Here is an 18,426-nt window from a genome sequence, read left to right as displayed (position 1 = left end):
TCAGCCTGCCAAAATGTGAAATTGTTCAAAAAAGTGAGCGATAGATTATAATAGGGATTTTCTATGTTGTAAATTTGCATGCATTTCATTTCTTCGAAAATTGAAATCATCTTTATTCAAAAATTAGTGAATTCGTGGCTATACAAACAAATTATAAAACTGCTTTACAAAACAAAATCTTCGATATTATTTCGAAAGCTTCTCAGGAATTAAATGTAGACTCTTATGTGATAGGAGGTTTCGTTCGTGATTTGCTTTTAAACCGAGGTTCTAAAAAAGATATCGATGTTGTAGCGGTTGGAAGCGGCATCGAATTAGCGCTTAAAGTTTCTGACTTACTTCCGAATAAACCAAAAGTTCAGGTTTTTAAAACTTACGGAACAGCAATGCTTCGTTTTGAAGATACCGATATTGAATTTGTTGGTGCCCGAAAAGAATCTTATAATTTTGACAGCCGAAATCCGATTGTAGAAAACGGAACGCTTCAGGATGACCAAAATCGTCGTGATTTTACCATCAACGCTTTGGCTTTATCTTTAAATGCAACTAACTTTGGAGATCTTTTAGATCCGTTTAATGGATTGGCGCATTTAGAAAGTAAAACCATCAAAACGCCTTTAGATCCGGATATTACCTACTCTGATGATCCGCTGCGAATGCTGCGTGCGATTCGTTTTGCAACACAGTTAAATTTTGAAATTGAAGAAAATTCATTGAATGCGATTACCAAAAATGCAGATCGAATTAAAATTATTTCGGGTGAAAGAATCGTAGACGAATTGAATAAAATTCTTTCTACACCAAAACCGTCAACCGGATTTTTACTTTTATATAAAACCGGGCTTTTAGATTTAATCTTACCTGAATTAACAGCGTTGAATCAGGTAGAAGAAATCGAAGGTCATACGCATAAAAACAACTTTTACCATACACTTGAAGTAGTTGATAACATTTGCCCAAATACAGATGATGTTTGGCTGCGATGGTCGGCTTTACTTCACGATATTGGAAAAGCACCAACAAAACGTTTCAATAAAAAACAAGGCTGGACTTTTCACGGACATGAATTTTTGGGCGGAAAAATGGCAAAAAAAATATTCGAACGTTTACATATGCCATTGAATCACAAAATGAAATTTGTACAAAAAATGGTCATTATGAGTTCACGCCCAATTGTTTTGGCGCAGGATATTGTAACCGACAGTGCAGTACGTCGTTTGGTTTTCGATGCCGGTGAAGATGTTGAGGATTTAATGACTTTATGTGAAGCCGATATCACAACTAAAAACCCAGCAAAATTCAAGAAATATCATAAGAATTTTGAAGTAGTTCGCAAGAAAATTGTCGAAGTTGAAGAACGCGATCATGTTCGTAATTTTCAACCGCCAATTTCAGGCGAAGAAATTATGGAAATGTTCGATTTGAAACCTTCACGTGAAATTGGAGTTTTAAAAGAAGCTGTAAAAGAAGCTATTTTAGAAGGAGATATTCCAAATGAATATCAGGCTGCGTATGATTTTGTGATTAAAAGAGCTGCGAAATTAAATTTAACTCTTAAGAAATAGCATGGATCTTTTAGGTGGAATTTTTATATCTATATTATTGTTAATAATTATTTATTCAAATTTTATTTTTTTTAAGGGATTTAAGAAAACTGGAGAAAAACATATCAAACACAAATTATTTTACTTTTTAATGTCTGTTATTATTCCTTCTTCTGTAATTTTTATTGTTGCTGCTCTTTTAACTAGTCCTACTTTAATTGAAATGTCGGGTTTAAGAACTGAGATGAATGATAAAATTTCCAGGATTATCTTCGGAAGCGTAATATTTGCTCCAAGTATTTTAATCAATATATATTTCTCGAAATTCTATTTAAAAAGAATTTCCAAAACAAAAAAGACAAACGAAATCGAATTAATCGGAAAAGAATGAAAAGAGAGAATAAATCAGTAATCATTTGGTTACTATCAGGTTGTGTTTTATTATTTTTAATGGTTGTCGTGGGCGGAATCACACGTTTGACCAATTCAGGTTTATCAATGACGGACTGGCATTTAGTTACCGACACATTTCCACCTTTAACAGATGCAAAATGGCAGGCTGCATTTGATGAATATAAAAAGTTTCCTGAGTACCAAAAAATCAATATTCACAACGATTTTCAATTAGCAGATTATAAATTCATTTATTTCTGGGAATGGTTTCACCGTTTCATCGGTCGTATAATTGGTTTGGTTTTCTTTGTGCCGTTTGTTTACTTCTTAATCAGAAAGAAATTAGATACGCCAACAATTAAAAAATGTATTGTGCTTTTAGCAATGGGCGCTTTTCAAGGTTTTCTTGGATGGTTTATGGTTCGCAGCGGTTTAATTGACAATCCAGATGTGAGTCATTTTAGACTTTCATTACACTTAACTTTTGCTTTTATCACTTTTGCTTATACACTTTGGGTTGCGTTGGATTTGATTTATCCTGAAAGAAATATCAATAAAATATTACCGCTTCGTAAAATCGCCAGATATGCTTTAGCAGCTTTATTAATCCAAATTATTTATGGTGGATTTGTTGCTGGACTAAATGCCGGATTAATTCACAATCACTGGCCTTTAATGAGTGACGGAGAATTTATTCACGAATCGGTTTTTATTGAGCAGTCTAGTTTGATTAAAAATTTAATTGAAGGGAAAAGCGGTGTTCAGTTTGTACACAGAACTTTTGCTTATGTTGTTGTTGGAATTATTCTTTTCCTTTTCTTCAAAAGTAAAAAATATACGCTTACTAATACGCAGGTAAACGGAATCAATACTTTAATAGTTTTTGTTTTTATACAATTCTTTCTTGGTGTTTTTACATTATTATACAGCGTGCCTTTGGCTTTAGGATTAATTCACCAGATTATGGCGTTTTTCCTTTTGAGCGCAATGACATATACATTGCACAGATTGAGCAAATAATGTTTTGAACGATATAAAAAAGAGCCGAAAATTTCGGCTCTTTTTTATTTTATGTATTTGGTTAATTCCGTTTGAAAATTTACGTCTCGTTAACCGGATTGAAATCCGTCAGAAATGATAATCACACAATATAACGTTCCGTAGGAACGTCTCATTTAAAACAATCTATTTTACCCCAGCCAGGTTTTAAAATCCTGCACTTTTTCACGGCTTACAATAACCTCATCTTCTTTGTAAGTTGGTAAAATTACTTTTAAACGAGAATTGGTATACACCTGAATTTCTTTAATTGCCTGAAGCGGGACAATAAATTTTCTGCTTACGCGGAAGAAATCTTTTTTGTCTAATTCCTGCTCCAGAATCTCTAAAGTTGAATCGATTAAATAGTTTCGGTTGTCGTAGGTATGAATGTATGTTCCTTTGTTTTCACTAAAAAAACATTCGATTTCTTCTGTAGTAATTACTTTTAAGTGCTGTCCAATTTTAACCGTAAATCGTTTTTTATATACTTTCTCAAAAGGATTTGACAACATTTGACGGATCTGTTCAAAATCAAGCTGCAGATTTTGAGTTTCTGAACTTGGTTTTGGCAAGCGCGTTTTAAATTTAGTAACCGCTACTTCAAGATCATCTTCATCAATTGGTTTGAGGAGATAATCGATACTATTTAATTTAAATGCTTTTAAAGCATATTCATCATAAGCAGTTGTAAAAATAATAGCGCTTTTGATATCTATTTTTTCAAAAATTTCAAACGATAAACCATCTGACAATTGGATATCCAGAAAAATCAAATCCGGATGATCGTTATTGCTAAACCAATGAAGGGATTCTTCTACAGAATGTAACATTGTTTCTACGGCAATATCTAACTTTTCAAGCTTTCGCTGCAACAATCGCGCAGCTGGTTTTTCGTCTTCTATAATTAATGTGGTCATTTAGTACTGTGCTAAATTTAAAAAAAAATATAATTTAAAATTACTCCCATTTATTTTTATTCTGAGCTTCTTTCTCCATATATTTTTTAATTTTTTTGTCCTCCCATTCTTTATTTAAAAAAAGATCAGGTCCAAAAACTGAAAATGCATGAATGGCTAAAGCAATACCCCAATAAAATGCTGTTGAATAGACTTCCCATTCTCTAAAGTTTCTAATTTCAAAATGATTACCTATAAAACCTCTGCTATTCAAACTAGAAATAATGATAATCGCATTTACGATAAGATAAACTTTCAAATGCGAATAAAAGCCTTTTATTCTTTTAACTTTTCTGTATGCTATATTGTAACTTTCATCTGTACTAAATTCATGTGCATAATCTTCGTACATGTGTCTTCTAAATCGTCCCATTTTTATTGAATTAAATTATTGCCATTTATTTTTATTCTCTTTTTCTTTTTCCATCAATTCTTTGATTTTTCTTTCTTCCCAATCTTTACCTAAAACCGGAAATATTTCAAAAACTTTTAATCCGTGAAAAAGAACTCCAACTCCCCACCACAATAAGGGCCAGAAAAACCATAAATATTCTGGTGATGTCCATAAATTAATGACAATCAAAATAATATTTACACCAATGTAAGAGGTAAGATTAGCATAAAAGCCCTTTATATTTTCTACTTTCTTTTTTGCAAGATAGTATCTGTCTTCTTCATTATATTTTATTTCCATGATTACACCCATTTTTGTTTTTTCTGTCTTTTCTCTAAAATACTTTTCAGTTTACGTTCTTCCCATTCATTTCCTAAAATTTTAAAAGAAACAAATAAGTCTATTGCAGAACATACAAATACCGAACTCCAAATTACCATTACAACATCGTTTAAAAAATTTAATGGAAAAAAGTTCAATGGAGCTCCATAATATTCCTTTAACACAAAAGCTGCTAATCCTGCTGCATATATTAAAGCATGCATATAAAAGGATCTTAGTCTAACCACTTTTTTTCTAAAGATTTGCTCAAACTCCAGTTTTTCTCTTTCATTGTTACAATTCGTTTCCATGATTACTCCCATTTTTGTACTTTATTTTTCTTTTCTAAGAGGCTTCTTAACTTTCGTTCTTCCCATTCTCGACCAAGAAATTTAAAAGAAACCACCATATCAATTACACAACTAATGTAAACTGCCGTCCAAATACTCATTACAACTCCGTTTATAAATTGAAAAGGGAAAGAATGCAAAGGCAATTCGGTATATTGTTTTAATACATAAACAATTAAAGCAATGATGTAAAAAAATGTGTATTTATAAAATGATTTCAGTTTAGCTACTTTTTTACTTGCTAATTGTTGTAATTCATTTTCTTCGATATTATTACTAGAATTGTTTTCCATGATTACTCCCATTTTTGTTTTGAATTTTCTTTTTCTAAAATTGACTGGATTTTTCGTTCTTCCCAGTCTTTATTAAAAATTGGAGAGAAATTAAAAGCTTTCATTCCGTGTAAAATTATCGGAATTGTCCATCCCAGTACAGAATACAAACACCATAAATAACCTGGCGAAGTCATAAGATTTACTACAATAACAATTGGATTACAAAGAAGATAAACCGTTAAATGCTGATAAAACTTCTTAATTTCAATCACTTTTTTCTGAGCTTCATAGTAACGCTCTCCTTTGTTATAATTTGGTTCCATGATTATTTCCAGTTTCTCTGTTGGTTTTCTTTTTCTAAAATCTCCCTGATTTTTCGTTCTTCCCAATCAGAACTGTATCCAAATACTTTAAAAGCATGCATTACAACTCCAAATCCCCAGCCTAAAGCCGAAAACCAAAACCATTGAAATCCAGGAGAGTACGTTAAATTTACAAAAATTAAGCACGGAATCACACAACAATAAGAAATTACGTTTGCATAAAATCCTTTTAATTCCTCTACTCTTTTTTTTGCTCTGAAATAAGCTTTAGTTTCGTCACTATAATCTGCACTTGTTTCCATAACTGTAATTTGTTTGGTTAAAATTGGAATCTTAACCGTGAAATTTTTCTCGTTTTGTTCCACTATAACTTTCCTGTTCGTTACAATTTCGTAGCGGTTTACAATATTTTGTAATCCAACGCCTTGTCTGTCTTGTAACACTTCTTTCTTTTGAAAATCATTTTGAATGGCTAAATAATCGCCATCAATAAAAATCCTGATGTGCAGTGGTTTTTGTTCACTTACTACATTATGCTTTACTGTATTTTCGAGCAGAAGCTGTAACGATAACGGAACCACTTTTGCGTCTGGGTTAATGTTTGTTGTAGGCAATTCATAAAACAAACTATTCTCAAAACGCATTTTCAATAAATTCATATAAGTTTTTGCAAATGACAATTCATCTTCAACAGAAACCAGTTCTTTATCTTTTTGCTCTAAAACATACCTGTAAATTTTAGATAAAGAAGTCGTGAACCGCTGTGCGTTATCCGGGTTTTCTTCAATCAAAGAACTTAATACATTTAAACTATTAAAAAGAAAATGCGGGTCGATTTGATTTTTTAAACTTTCGAATTTAGCACTTGCCGTTCCTGCAATAATCTTTTGCTGCGTAACTTCAAATTTTGACGCCTGTTTCCATTTTACCATGAAACTTCTCGCTTGCATGAAAGTTGACACTGCTAAAGACAAAATAATATAAAACAGATGTATCCAAATCATTCTTTCGCTAAAGAACTTCTCTAAAGGCATGCTTTGCAGGTAAACAAAAATGTAATAATTTATTCCTAAAACTACCGGAACGGTATACAAAACAGTAACTATAATTCCGTAGTAAACCCTTAGATTTGTCTGCTCCAGCCAATCCCATTTTTTGTCTAAGAGCACATTAATGTATCCGTTTCCAAAACCTACTCCAAAAGAATAAAGACAGCTTATAAAAAAGGTTATAAGAACGTTTTCTACACTTAAATCATCTCCTAAACAAGCTGAGAATATCACTGTAAAAATCATAGAAATCTTAAACGAAACAATTGTTCCGCTTTTTAAATCTGCATATATATTTCTATGATCTTTCATTTATAAACTGGCTTAAATTGATACTTTTTATTTACAAGTTTTTTGAATTTCCAAAGCTCTGTCTAATCCCCATTTAGGAGAAAAAGGAGTTTCTGGTTTAAAAGTAGCAAAAAGTTCTATAGCTTTATCAACTTGAGCACAAAGTGGTTTTGTATCAACTCCTGTCCATTTTGCACCGCCTATTTGGTAATCAGCTTCTCCAAAAACAATTCTTGGGTTGTTTGGGTCGATCGCTTTTCCTTTTGCGTAAGCTTCCATTACTTTAGCCGAATATTTCATTCCGTTTGTCATTGGGTCAGCAACAACATATCCTGTATAAATTAAAGCTTGCAAAGCATAAAGTTCAGCATTATTTTGATCTTTAATAAATTCTACGTCTAATGCATCCTGAGCTTTTGTTAAAAGAAGATCAATTTTTGTTTTATCTTTTTCAGTAAAAACGGCTGTTGTATTCATTAAAGCGATATAATAATTTGGCAGATAACTGTTTTTATCAGCAGAGGCAATTCTTTCAAATAATGCCGAAGCTTCTGTGTTTTTTCCTTCTTTCCAAAGTGCAAAAGCTTTAGTCATTCCTTGTTCAAATTGAGTTTGAGCAGAACTTATTACTACTACAAATAATGCGATTAAAGTGATGATTTTTTTCATTTTATAAGTAATTTAAATGGTTATTTTGATTTGTTTGTTAGTTACTAATTTATAATACAATTTCAATTTTTGAATCTTTCTCAACAATAAATTTAGCATCTTTATAGGCAGGCGGTCCCATAAACCCTTTTGCATTGTTTGAAGCTGCATAATCTTCGGAAGGTATTCCCATCGCATTTCTATCAAGCTTACCGTTATTGTTTTCATCGTGATACGTTGAAATTGCATATTCTCCCGAAGGAAGATTGTCAAATGTTACGGTAACTTCATTGTTTTTAATTTCAGAAGAAAGACTTTTGTACGTCGTTTTAAGAAATGTACCGTCTGAGTTGTACAAACCTACTTTCACAATTCCTGTATTGTTTTTAATGCCTGAAACAGATACAGTCAATTTTACATTTTGAGCAGACATTAAGCTACAGATAAATAACGTGATTAGTGTAATAATTTTGGTCATGATTTCTTTTTTTAAGTTTCTAAGATTCTAAGTGACTGAGATTCTAAGTTTTTTTTTTGATGATTAAAACTCTTTTTTTCTAGGTTCAAAGTTGCAAAGTGACAAAGTGACAAAGTGACAAAGGTTTTATCCTTTTTAAGTTTTGATGGAACTTTGAACCTTTGTCACTTTGTCCCTCTGAACCTTTAATTTTATACTTCAAAAGTATATCTGATTTTACTGTCTTAAAATTAAATGATACTGAGTTGTTGATTTTTGCTGCTGAATTGTTTCTTCTTAAGGTTCAAAGTGACAAAGAGACAAAGGTTTTTCTTTTAGGTTCAAAGAGGAAAAGGTTCAGAAATACTGAGGTTTTTATCCTAAAAACTTAAAAATTTACTATTTCAAAAAACCTTTGTCTCTTTGTCTCTTTGTCACTTTGAACCTAAAATTAAAGATTCTTCAACTGATTCTCACTCTTATTCTGGCTGATCGTCCAGAAGAAACCTACGAAGAAAAATCGGTCTGCGGTTGGTGTAATCGCTTGTCTGTTATACACTCCGTTTGGATCTGGTAATTTTGCGTAATCGTATCCAAAGATATTCTGCGTTCCTAAAATGTTTGAAACTGAGAAATAAAGGATTTTTTGTGTTGTCAATAAATACGCCCAGTTAAAACTCAAACTATTATATGATTTTGTTTTTCCGTTCATGAATTGCGTTTGGTTTGGATCGTTGTACGGACGACCTGAACTGTAACTGTTTGTGAATCCAATTTGTGATTTCCAGTCGGTAATAAAATATTTCGTTACAACAGATAAGGTGTGATTTGCGATAAAACTTGGCGTTGCCATTCTTGGAAAGTTTTTATATTGTCTTTCAGAATCAATATAAGAATATGAAATCCAATATTCTAAATTTTTATACAAATTGCTGTCTCTCCAAAATAAATCCAATCCTTTTGCATAACCTTTTCCATTATTATTGAAAACCGAATTGTACTGAATATCTCTTGTATCGTATTGCACTAAATTGCTGTAATCTTTATAATAAGCTTCGGCTCTAAAAGTTTGTCCCGGCTGTGTAAACTGATAATTTAAAATATAATGCTGTGCTTTTTCACTTTCAAACTGGTGGTATTTTGAATACTTAATATAATCTACAACAGGTGTTTGAGAAAAGTCTCCGTAAGCAAATGAAAACTGGCTGTTTTTTGAAACTTTGTATGCTAATGAAGCTCTTGGTGCAATATTGTTTTCATTTAATAAACTGTTGTTAGAATATCTTAAACCAACTTTCATTGCCAGCTTTTTAGAGAATAAAATATCTGCTTCTGTATAAGCTGCAAAAATATTAGAATCATATCCGTTTTTCACGTCAATAGAAATATTGTCATCAAAGTTTTCATTGAATTTGGTAATGAAATAATCAGCTCCAAAAGACAATTTGAAATAGTTTGATACTTTCTTTCCAAGTTTTAATTTCAACTGCGCTGCATTTTCATCTGTATTGATATCATTAATATCGTATTTTGTTTTGTTTTTGCTGTAACCGTAGCTAATTCCAGAAGTTAACTGCCATCCCGTTCCAAAAGTTCCTTTATAAGAAGTGTTTAGGTAAAAGTTATTGTTGTTTAAATCTGTTCTTATTGGGTTCTCGAAATTGATATTTTTCTGGTTCAAATCGAATTTTTCAGAATCAAAAGCTGCGTATAATTTAAAGATTCCGTTTGTAAAATTATATCTGTAAACTGTTTCACCTCCAAGCGATTGATACGGATTATTCCAGTCTACATCTTGTGGAATCACTGCCTGATAAGGCGCTAAATTAATGTAAGCCATATTTACGCTTAACGAACTTTTTGTCCATTTTTGAGTATTTCCTAAACTCAAACCAACGGTCATTAAACCAATATCTGTTTTATTATGATCTGGTTCATCCTGTGTATTTAAAAGCAAAACACTTGATAAAGCTTCACCATATTCTGCCGAGTAACCTCCGGTAGAAAAAGCAATTCCGCTGAATAAGAAAGGGGAAAAACGGCTTCTTGTTGGTAAATTATTGGTTGTTGCTCCGTACGGCTGTGCCACGCGAATTCCGTCAACAAAAGTCTGCGTTTCGCTGGCTTCACCTCCACGTACAAACAAACGTCCGTCCTCGCCCACACTTTGCGTTCCAGGCAAAGTCTGCAAAGCGGCAACAATATTTCCTGCAGAACCTGCAGTTGTTACAATATCTAAAGGCTTTAAAACCGAAACCCTTGCTTTGTCTCCAGATTCTAAAGTTCCGGCTGTAATAACAACGGCATCCAGAGTGTTTACATTTTCTCTTAGTTTTATTGTTTGATTTTTATAATTAGCAACATCAATTTCATTTTTAAAAGTTTCGAAAAGTAAAAAGCTTACTACTAAAAACTGATTTCCGGTTGAAGTAGTTTCAAAAGAAAAATCTCCAGTTTCAGAACTTGTTGCTCCATCGTAAGTTCCGTCTATATAAATATTAGCGCCGGCAACAGGTTTTCCTTTTTGGTCCAAAACTTTTCCTGAGATAACATTTTGTGCAAAAGTAAATGTGCTTAGTAATAATAAAATAAAAGTAATTCTGGTTTTCATACCTGTTGATTTTATTGGTTATTGGTCATGTATGCTGTCGCCTTTTATTTAATGGTGTTTGCAAGCAAACTTTTTAAGCGGCGATTTCATGATATTGGTTTTTGATGGAGCAAATGTATTTTAACATTTCCTGTTAAAAAATATATAATAACCCAATTGTAGAATTTTAAGGATGAGTTGTAAATTACTAATTTGTATCTTAGCTGTAGTGTTTCTAAAAACTATTAACTATGTCAGAAAGTAAAAGAGTTTCGAATTTGTATCAATCCATTTATAATGGAAATCCGTGGCTTGAAGTTACCTTAGCTGATACTTTAAAAGATGTAACAGCAGCTCAGGCTTATAAAAAAATCAATCCTAATTTAAACACGATTTGGGAAATTGTCAATCACCTAATACAATGGAGAAGAAACATATTAAAACGTGTTCAGGGAGAAATAATTACCACTCCCGATCATAATTATTTTGTGCCAATTTTAGATTCATCTGAACCAGCCTGGGAACAATCACTGCAAAGTCTGGCAAAATCTCAGGAATTATGGAGTGCTTGTTTGAATAATTTTAATGATGCGGATTTCGAGAAAATAGATCAAAATAATAATCATAATTTTTATGAAGATATTCACGGAATCATTCAGCATGATGTTTACCATTTGGGACAGATTGTTATTTTGAAAAAATTATTAAACACATAGAAACATAGATTTAATATTGTGTTTGAGATTATTTTAAAATCCAGATTTTACGCATAGCTATGTCTTTATGCAAATGAAATACCTTTTTTAAAGTTTTCAATTCTATGTTTCTAAGTGTTAAAAAATAAAACAATTATGAAAAACTCACTTTTTATTATCGCTTTTTTATTGATGAATGTAATCGGTTTTTCTCAGGAAACCGAAGTTAAATTCGACGAAAATCTTGCAAAATCCCTAAATGCCGATGAATACGGAATGAAGAAATATGTTTTCTGCCTTTTAAAATCAGGAACCAATACAACGGCTTCAAAAGAAGAAACCAAAAAGTTGTTTGAAGGACATATGGCAAACATCAATAAACTGGCAAAAGAAGGAAAACTGGTTGTTGCCGGCCCTTTTATGAAAAACGATAGAAATTATAGAGGTATTTATATTTTTAACGTAGAAACTGTTGACGAAGCAAAAGCACTTGTAGCAACAGATCCAGCTATAAAAGCCAATTTACTCGAAGCCGAATTAACGCCTTGGTACTGCACCGCAGCTTTACAGGAAACTGTAAAAATTCATGAAAAGATTGCCAAGACGAAAATGTAATACTCTATATGAAAACAGAAAAAGAAAAAATGATTTCGGGCGAATATTACAACGCTTTTGACCCGGAATTAGTAAAAGGCCGCCGAACTGCAAAAAATCTTTTACACAGCTTAAATGTAAAAGAATACAGAGTTACCAAAAAAGCAAAAGAAATTTTAAAAGAATTAATTCCCAATACTGGAGCTGGTTTTTACATCGAACCACCTTTTCATTGTGATTATGGTTATAATATTTTTTGTGGAGAAAACGTTTATTTTAATGTGAATTGCGTTGTTTTGGATTGTGCTCCTGTAAATATTGGTTCGAATGTATTTATTGCGCCAAATGTTCAAATTTATACAGCCTCGCATCCGCTTGACGCTGAATTGAGAAAATCGCTTGAGAATGCTTATCCGGTTACAATTGGGGACGATTGCTGGATTGGCGGAAATTCTGTTATCTGCCCGGGAGTTACGATCGGAAAAAGCTGTGTTATTGGCGCCGGATCTGTTGTAACAAAAGATATCCCTGATAATTCACTGGCCGTTGGAAACCCTGCAAAGGTAATCCGAAAATTAAATCAAGAACCTGAATCAAAATCATAATGCTTACCTTAAATAAAGTTCACCATATTGCCATTTTATGCTCTGATTATCAAAAATCTAAAACCTTTTATACCGAAATTTTAGGATTAACGATTATAAGAGAAATTTACAGAGAAGAACGCCAGTCTTACAAATTAGATTTGGCTCTAAATGGAATTTATGTAATTGAATTATTTTCATTTCCAGATCCGCCAAAAAGACCTTCAAGACCAGAAGCCGTTGGATTACGTCATTTGGCGTTTGAAGTAATTAATCTAAATGAAACTGTTGCTTTTTTGACTTCAAAAAATATAGAATCTGAGCCAATACGAATTGATGAAACGACTGAAAAGCGTTTTACATTTATCGCAGATCCTGATTTACTGCCGATAGAGTTTTATGAGAGATAAGTTTTTGCTGCGAAGGCGCTAAGACGCGAAGTTTTTTTCTCGTTTTATGTCATTTCGTATGCAAAGGAATATTTCAATTGCCTCCAGCTTTAGCTGGATGATTCAAAAATCAAGCTGAAAAGGCTTTAGCCAAACATACGGTAGTTCGGCTAAAGCCTTTTTTCTATCATATTTCGTTCCTCCAGCTAAAGCTGGAGGCAATTTATTTCTTTAATAATTTTAATAAAAAAACTTCGCGTCTTAGTGCCTTCGTAGCATTCATTACACCGCTATACTCATAAAAACACACTGAAAGAATTTTCTTATTTTAATAATTTTAACATATAATAAGGAACGATTATTATTAAAAAACAGATTTGATTGCCTAATTTTGTGAAATCGCAAATAAAATCCTGCGACTACAAAATCACTTCTGATGAACAAAACGGCGCAAATCAAAAAAAATCATCAATTTATTAAATTCCGAAAATTAGTTATTGTTTCTATTTTAATTGGGTTTCTTTCAGCCTTTCTCGGAATTTCACTTAAAAAAATTACGGAGTATTACGAAGAAATCTTCTTCCATGAAGTTTCGGTAAACCCAATATTTTACATCATTTTTCCGGTTTTTGGGTTATCTGTAATTTATTTTTTGAGACAATATCTTTTTAAGAAAAAAGAAAACAAAGGAATTAAAGAAGTTTTTGAAAGCACAAAAACAACAAAAAATCTTCCATCTTATAAAATCCCATCACACTTTATCAACGGATTACTTACCGTAGTTTTTGGCGGCTCTACCGGAATAGAAGTTTCTACCGTTGTTGCTACTGCAACAATTGGCTCAGTTGCCCACGAAAAAGAAAATATCTTCCGTCAATACAAAACAGAATTAATCTGTGCAGGGGTTGCAGCCGGAGTTACAGCACTCTTCAGCAGTCCAATTGCGGGTATTTTATTTGCTTTTGAAGTTATATCACGAAAAGTAACGCGTGCTTTTATCATTTCAAATATCATTGCTGTTTCAATCGCTTTTGGCTTACTTTCTATTTTAAAAGAAGAACCTTTATTTTCGGTTTCAATTACAACCTGGCATTTAAAAGCAATCCCGTATTTCATTCTTTTAGGAATTTTAGCCGGAATGAATTCGGTTTATTTAACCAGATGTGTATTGTTTTTTAAATCTCAGTTTGGAAAAATCGGAACTCATTATTATAAAATTATTATTGGTTCTGTTGTTTTAAGTATTTCGTTATTTATTTTCCCTCAATTATATGGGGAAGGTTATCATGCTATAAAAGACATTTTCGGAAATACTGCACAAATACCTTTAACCATAACATTAGCTTTAACATTCATCGGAATTTTAATTCTAAAACCTATTGTAACTTCTATAACATTAGCTTCGGGGGGCGACGGCGGTGTTTTTGCTCCGAGTTTGTTTATTGGTGCTTTCTTAGGATTGTTACTGGCGTCTATTTTAAACAGTTTTTTCCATGTAAATGTAATTCCGGTTAATTTCATGATTATCGGGATGGCGGCTGTTTTGAGCGCCAGTATTCATGCTCCGTTTACTGCCATCTTTTTGGTATGTGGCTTAACAAACGATTATACTCTGTTTTTACCAATTCTTGTAGTTTGTTTAATTTCAAAATACACTGCCAAAACAATTTATCCTTACACTGTATATAGTTACGCCCCAAGCTTGACGAAATAATTTTTTTGCCACGAATTCACCAATTTTTCTAATTTATTAAACGCAAACATTTGTGAATTCGTGGCAAAAAGTACCACAAATTACATTACTATGCCAACTCCTAAAATTAAAAGAAGCTATCGCAAGACACGCTATATTCTTTACAAAGAAACTTTAATTGACTACAAGGAACATTTTTGGTCATTTTTAGGATCATTTGCCGGAATTGGGATTTTGGCTTACGTACAGTCCCTGCATTTTTCCGGAAGTGATGCCGTATATTTAATTGGTTCTTTTGGAGCTTCGAGTGTATTGGTTTACGGAATCATTCAAAGTCCGTTTTCTCAGCCTCGAAATCTGGTTGGAGGTCATATAATCTCTGCTATAGTAGGCGTAACCGTTCATAAACTGGTTCCAGATGTTATGTATATAGCTGCTCCATTGGCAGTTTCTCTTGCCATAATTTTAATGCAGATTACCAAAACGCTTCATCCTCCCGGGGGTGCAACGGCTTTAATTGCTGTTATTGGAACAGAAAAAGTAAAAGCTTTAGGTTATATGTATGTTCTTTCTCCTGTTTTAAGCGGGGTGCTTATTTTACTTTTAACGGCTTTAATTTTTAATAATATGACTTCGAGCAGAAGTTATCCTAGTCATAGTACTTACCACAAACATTATCATAAACTTAGAAAGAGATTGACTGGGAAGTAATTCTCTGGTCTGCTCCTGCAAGGTTTTCAAAACCTTGTAGGTATGACTTGAGTGATACCTGAAACCTACAAGGTTTTGAAAACCTTGCAGGAATGTAAATATATGAATGTCACCCTGAGCGAAGTCGAAGGGCGCTCCAATTGGAATCGGGGGCTTCGACTTCGCTCAGCCTGACAATTATTTTCGCTTTCTCTTTAAAAGAAAAAAATCTTTTCAACAAATCGTAATTCACAATTCGTATTTCGTTTTTTATATTTTACCTTTGACCTCTCAATAAAAACAAAGATTATGGTTTATAAATTTAGAGTAATTCTAGACGCCGAAGAAGATATTTTTAGAGACATTGCTATTCTTGAAGACGATACACTTGAGGATTTACACAATGCTATCTTCAACGCTTTTGGTTTTGACGGATCAGAAGTTGCTTCATTTTATACTTGTGATGAAACCTGGAATCAGGAAGATGAAATTCCTCTTTTTGATACTGGCGATGTTCCGGGAGAACAAAGAACCATGAACGATTATCCGTTATCTAGTATTTTAGATAAAGAAAACACAAAGATTATCTACGTTTATGATTTCATCAGCATGTGGACTTTCTTAGTTGAATTGGCCGCCATCGAAGAAGAAGCTGTAGGCGCAACTTATCCTGAAACTTTATTCTCTCACGGAGTTATGCCAGACGAAGCAATGGAAAAAAGCTTCGAAGCTGATGATATGCACAATGATATCTACGGAGAATTTGAAGATGACTTAGACGAAGATGATCTTGATATGTTCGAAGGCGACGACAGCTTTGAAGATTATGGATTTGAGGAAAATTGGAATTAGTTTTTTTGAGGTCCAAAGGCTCAAAGTTGCAAAGGTTCAGAGGTTTTCTTTAGAATCTTTGATTTCTTATTGTAGGAATATTTTTATTTTTGTGTTTGATTTTTTAAATGCAAAATATGAATACTTTTAGAGACCTTTTGATTTGGCAGAAGTCAATGAACTTAGTTACCGAAATTTACCAATTAACAAATTCATTCCCGAAAGAAGAAATTTATGGACTGTCTTCACAAATTAGGAGATGTTCTATATCAATACCGAGTAATATTGCTGAGGGATATGGAAGAGACGGAAATAATGATTATTTGAGATTCTTAAATATTTCAATTTCATCATTGTTTGAAATGCAGACTCAGCTTGAAATTTCATTCAATTTAAAATATATAACCGAGTATCAATTCAATAAAATAAATGGAGAAAGCAGAGAAATAGAACGAATGTTAAGCTCTTTTATCAGAAAAATAAAAGACAGAAAATAACCTTTGTCCCTTTGATCCTCTGTAACTCTGAACCTAAATAACACATGATAAACCTATTCAACACCCACATCGAAACGCTTGCGATACACCGCGTAGGGAACAAAAGCCGTAACGAAGCTATTTTTTTATCAGAGCAGCCATTTAATCTAAATGATGAAATTGTGCCTTTGATAAAAGAGTACTTCTTTAAACCTTTTAGAGAGAAAGAAGAAAACTATTATCAGTTTGCGCACGAAGTGGACTTGGATTACAACGACATGTTTAAATATGCAACGGAGATTTTTGCTAATCCTTCAAATCTGCAGGAGATTTCAAAAAAAATTACGATGCATTTATTTGAGCAGTCAAATCATCCGCATATTAAAAACGGAGAGGTTTATGTAACCTACTTAACAAACTTAAGTATTGATAATAATGTAGTTGATGCAATCGGGATTTTTAAAAGCGAATTGCAGTCGGACTTTTTACAATTTGAAGAAAAAAACAGCAATCTTGAAATGATTTTGCAGCAGGGAATTAACCTGAGCAAATTAGATAAAGGGTGTTTGATTTTTAACTATAAAAAAGAAGAAGGATACAAAATTCTAACTGTAGACAGCAACCGTTATGACGCGCGTTACTGGTTAGAGCACTTTTTATCTGTAGATGCTTTTGAAGACGAAAACTTCATCACTAAAAAATATTTAAAATTCTGCCAGAACTTTGCAAAAGATGTTGTTTTACCAGCAGAAGACAAAAAAGAGGAAGTAATGTTTATGAACCGATCTGTGAATTATTTCGCTAAAAACGATCAGTTTGAAGAGCAGAATTTCCTAAATGAAGTATTAGACAATCCAGACTTGATTCCTGAATTCAAAAACTATAAAGTTGATAAAGGAGAAAAATACAGCATCGAAGATGTAACCTCATTCCCAATTGCAAACGCAGCAGTTTCTGACGCCAGAAAATCGATTAAAAACGTGATTAACCTGGATACGCATATTCAGATTAAAATGGATTTTATCAACCCTGAAAGTGCAGAAAAATTTGTTGAAAAAGGCTGGGATGAAGAAAAACAAATGTATTACTACTTAGTTTACTTCAATAAAGAAGAAAAAAGCTAAGAAGTTTTCATTTTCTATTACTTACTTAAAACAAAAAATGGCAGTTACAAAATGTAATTGCCATTTTTTTATTTCGATTATTTTTGATGCTATAAAAGGGAAAAAACTGCTTTTACAATATCATCATAAACTTGTTTATCTCTTTCTCCCGTGCGGGCCAAAACCCGAATTCCGGAATAATTATTAAAAATGAACCGGGCTAAAACCCTTGCATCCTGCTGTTTGGAAATATGTCCTGCCTCCTGCCCTTTTTTCACAGCATTTGTAAAAACTTCTTCCATTGTCTGGCTGTTGCTTTTTACAATCTTAGCAATTTCTTCATCGTGCATAGCCAATTCTACAGAAGAATTTACCATAAAACAGCCTTTTGTAATTCTATCTTCTAAACTCTCTATAACAGCTTGTTTAAAAATAGCATGCAAAGTCTCTTTGACATTTTCAGATTTATCTAAAAGCTCTTTTACAGCATCTTGATTCTGTTGCTGATAGCGCTGCAAAGACTTTGAAAACAATTTTTGCTTGTCGCCAAAAGTATCATACAAACTAGAGCGGCTTAAACCTAAATGTGTTACCAAATCCTGAGCAGATGTCCCGTTGTAACCTTTGTGCCAAAAAATTTCAATTGCTTTATCTAAAGCCTGATCTTCATTAAATTCCTTCGTTCTAGCCATGATATCAAAATTAAATTTCTTTACAAATATAAGGATTAAACGGAACA

General features: G+C 32.7%; 23 protein-coding genes. 12 read left to right on the top strand and 11 right to left on the bottom strand.

Features of this window, described 5'->3' with window-relative positions; translation table 11 throughout:
• Positions 1-134: 134 nt before the first annotated feature.
• From LUU93_RS05315 to LUU93_RS05305, 3 genes are all read left to right on the top strand, one after another.
• Positions 135-1,565, top strand: coding sequence for a CCA tRNA nucleotidyltransferase (locus LUU93_RS05315; RefSeq protein ID WP_232679064.1), 1,431 nt, complete (start codon positions 135-137; stop codon positions 1,563-1,565).
• A 130-nt stretch (positions 1,566-1,695) separates the two neighbouring features.
• A complete protein-coding gene (locus LUU93_RS05310; RefSeq protein WP_232679062.1) occupies positions 1,696-1,935 on the top strand; it encodes a hypothetical protein in 240 nt (79 codons plus the stop codon).
• Entirely contained in the window at positions 1,932-2,957 is a 1,026-nt protein-coding gene (locus LUU93_RS05305) for a COX15/CtaA family protein (RefSeq protein WP_232679060.1), read from the top strand. The genes LUU93_RS05310 and LUU93_RS05305 overlap by 4 nt, the downstream gene beginning before the upstream one ends.
• 170 nt (positions 2,958-3,127) lie before the next feature.
• Here LUU93_RS05305 and LUU93_RS05300 read toward each other — a convergent pair whose 3' ends face one another.
• From LUU93_RS05300 to LUU93_RS05255, 10 genes are all read right to left on the bottom strand, one after another.
• Positions 3,128-3,895 (bottom strand): LytR/AlgR family response regulator transcription factor, encoded by a 768-nt coding sequence (locus LUU93_RS05300; RefSeq protein WP_232679058.1) that lies wholly within the window; start codon positions 3,893-3,895, stop codon positions 3,128-3,130.
• A 40-nt stretch (positions 3,896-3,935) separates the two neighbouring features.
• Complete coding sequence (locus tag LUU93_RS05295; RefSeq protein WP_232679056.1) at positions 3,936-4,307, bottom strand: 2TM domain-containing protein; 372 nt, start codon at positions 4,305-4,307, stop codon at positions 3,936-3,938.
• Positions 4,308-4,322: 15 nt separating this feature from the next.
• A complete protein-coding gene (locus LUU93_RS05290; protein ID WP_232679054.1) occupies positions 4,323-4,628 on the bottom strand; it encodes a 2TM domain-containing protein in 306 nt (101 codons plus the stop codon).
• A gap of 2 nt (positions 4,629-4,630) precedes the next feature.
• Positions 4,631-4,960, bottom strand: coding sequence for a 2TM domain-containing protein (locus tag LUU93_RS05285; RefSeq protein ID WP_232679052.1), 330 nt, complete (start codon positions 4,958-4,960; stop codon positions 4,631-4,633).
• A gap of 2 nt (positions 4,961-4,962) precedes the next feature.
• Entirely contained in the window at positions 4,963-5,292 is a 330-nt protein-coding gene (locus LUU93_RS05280) for a 2TM domain-containing protein (RefSeq protein WP_232679050.1), read from the bottom strand.
• 2 nt (positions 5,293-5,294) lie between these two features.
• A complete protein-coding gene (locus LUU93_RS05275) occupies positions 5,295-5,597 on the bottom strand; it encodes a 2TM domain-containing protein (RefSeq protein ID WP_232679048.1) in 303 nt (100 codons plus the stop codon).
• 2 nt (positions 5,598-5,599) lie between these two features.
• Entirely contained in the window at positions 5,600-6,958 is a 1,359-nt protein-coding gene (locus tag LUU93_RS05270) for a histidine kinase (protein ID WP_232679046.1), read from the bottom strand.
• Positions 6,959-6,985: 27 nt separating this feature from the next.
• On the bottom strand, positions 6,986-7,606 hold the full coding sequence (locus LUU93_RS05265) for a hypothetical protein (RefSeq protein WP_232679044.1): 621 nt from the start codon (positions 7,604-7,606) through the stop codon (positions 6,986-6,988).
• Positions 7,607-7,655: 49 nt separating this feature from the next.
• Positions 7,656-8,063 (bottom strand): DUF2141 domain-containing protein, encoded by a 408-nt coding sequence (locus LUU93_RS05260; RefSeq protein WP_232679042.1) that lies wholly within the window; start codon positions 8,061-8,063, stop codon positions 7,656-7,658.
• Positions 8,064-8,493: 430 nt separating this feature from the next.
• Positions 8,494-10,653 (bottom strand): TonB-dependent receptor, encoded by a 2,160-nt coding sequence (locus LUU93_RS05255; protein ID WP_232679040.1) that lies wholly within the window; start codon positions 10,651-10,653, stop codon positions 8,494-8,496.
• 230 nt (positions 10,654-10,883) lie between these two features.
• Here LUU93_RS05255 and LUU93_RS05250 point away from each other — a divergent pair, with 230 nt between their 5' ends.
• From LUU93_RS05250 to LUU93_RS05210, 9 genes are all read left to right on the top strand, one after another.
• Positions 10,884-11,348 carry a DinB family protein gene (locus LUU93_RS05250; protein WP_232679038.1) on the top strand — a complete coding sequence of 155 codons (465 nt, stop codon included), beginning with the start codon at positions 10,884-10,886 and terminating at the stop codon, positions 11,346-11,348.
• Positions 11,349-11,483: 135 nt separating this feature from the next.
• A complete protein-coding gene (locus LUU93_RS05245) occupies positions 11,484-11,942 on the top strand; it encodes a YciI family protein (RefSeq protein WP_232679035.1) in 459 nt (152 codons plus the stop codon).
• Positions 11,943-11,950: 8 nt separating this feature from the next.
• Positions 11,951-12,526, top strand: a complete 576-nt coding sequence (locus LUU93_RS05240) for a sugar O-acetyltransferase (protein ID WP_232679033.1) — start codon at positions 11,951-11,953, stop codon at positions 12,524-12,526.
• Positions 12,526-12,915: an SMU1112c/YaeR family gloxylase I-like metalloprotein gene (gloA2, locus tag LUU93_RS05235; RefSeq protein WP_053473869.1), complete on the top strand. Its 390-nt coding sequence runs from the start codon at positions 12,526-12,528 to the stop codon at positions 12,913-12,915. The genes LUU93_RS05240 and gloA2 overlap by 1 nt, the downstream gene beginning before the upstream one ends.
• A 415-nt stretch (positions 12,916-13,330) precedes the next feature.
• Positions 13,331-14,608, top strand: a complete 1,278-nt coding sequence (locus tag LUU93_RS05230; protein ID WP_232679032.1) for a chloride channel protein — start codon at positions 13,331-13,333, stop codon at positions 14,606-14,608.
• 90 nt (positions 14,609-14,698) lie between these two features.
• Positions 14,699-15,298 (top strand): HPP family protein, encoded by a 600-nt coding sequence (locus tag LUU93_RS05225; RefSeq protein WP_232679500.1) that lies wholly within the window; start codon positions 14,699-14,701, stop codon positions 15,296-15,298.
• Positions 15,299-15,586: 288 nt separating this feature from the next.
• Positions 15,587-16,129 carry an IS1096 element passenger TnpR family protein gene (locus LUU93_RS05220; RefSeq protein WP_232679030.1) on the top strand — a complete coding sequence of 181 codons (543 nt, stop codon included), beginning with the start codon at positions 15,587-15,589 and terminating at the stop codon, positions 16,127-16,129.
• 116 nt (positions 16,130-16,245) lie between these two features.
• Positions 16,246-16,605 (top strand): four helix bundle protein, encoded by a 360-nt coding sequence (locus LUU93_RS05215; RefSeq protein WP_232679028.1) that lies wholly within the window; start codon positions 16,246-16,248, stop codon positions 16,603-16,605.
• A 44-nt stretch (positions 16,606-16,649) separates the two neighbouring features.
• On the top strand, positions 16,650-17,708 hold the full coding sequence (locus LUU93_RS05210; protein ID WP_232679025.1) for a nucleoid-associated protein: 1,059 nt from the start codon (positions 16,650-16,652) through the stop codon (positions 17,706-17,708).
• A gap of 89 nt (positions 17,709-17,797) precedes the next feature.
• Here the strand turns inward: LUU93_RS05210 and LUU93_RS05205 are convergent, their stop codons facing one another.
• Positions 17,798-18,379: a TetR/AcrR family transcriptional regulator gene (locus LUU93_RS05205; protein WP_232679023.1), complete on the bottom strand. Its 582-nt coding sequence runs from the start codon at positions 18,377-18,379 to the stop codon at positions 17,798-17,800.
• Positions 18,380-18,426 lie beyond the last annotated feature (47 nt).

Origin of the sequence: Flavobacterium soyae (assembly GCF_021245985.1) — a bacterium.
GTDB classification, from domain to species: Bacteria; Bacteroidota; Bacteroidia; order Flavobacteriales; family Flavobacteriaceae; genus Flavobacterium; species Flavobacterium soyae.
This window is presented reverse-complemented; position numbering and strand designations above follow the sequence as displayed.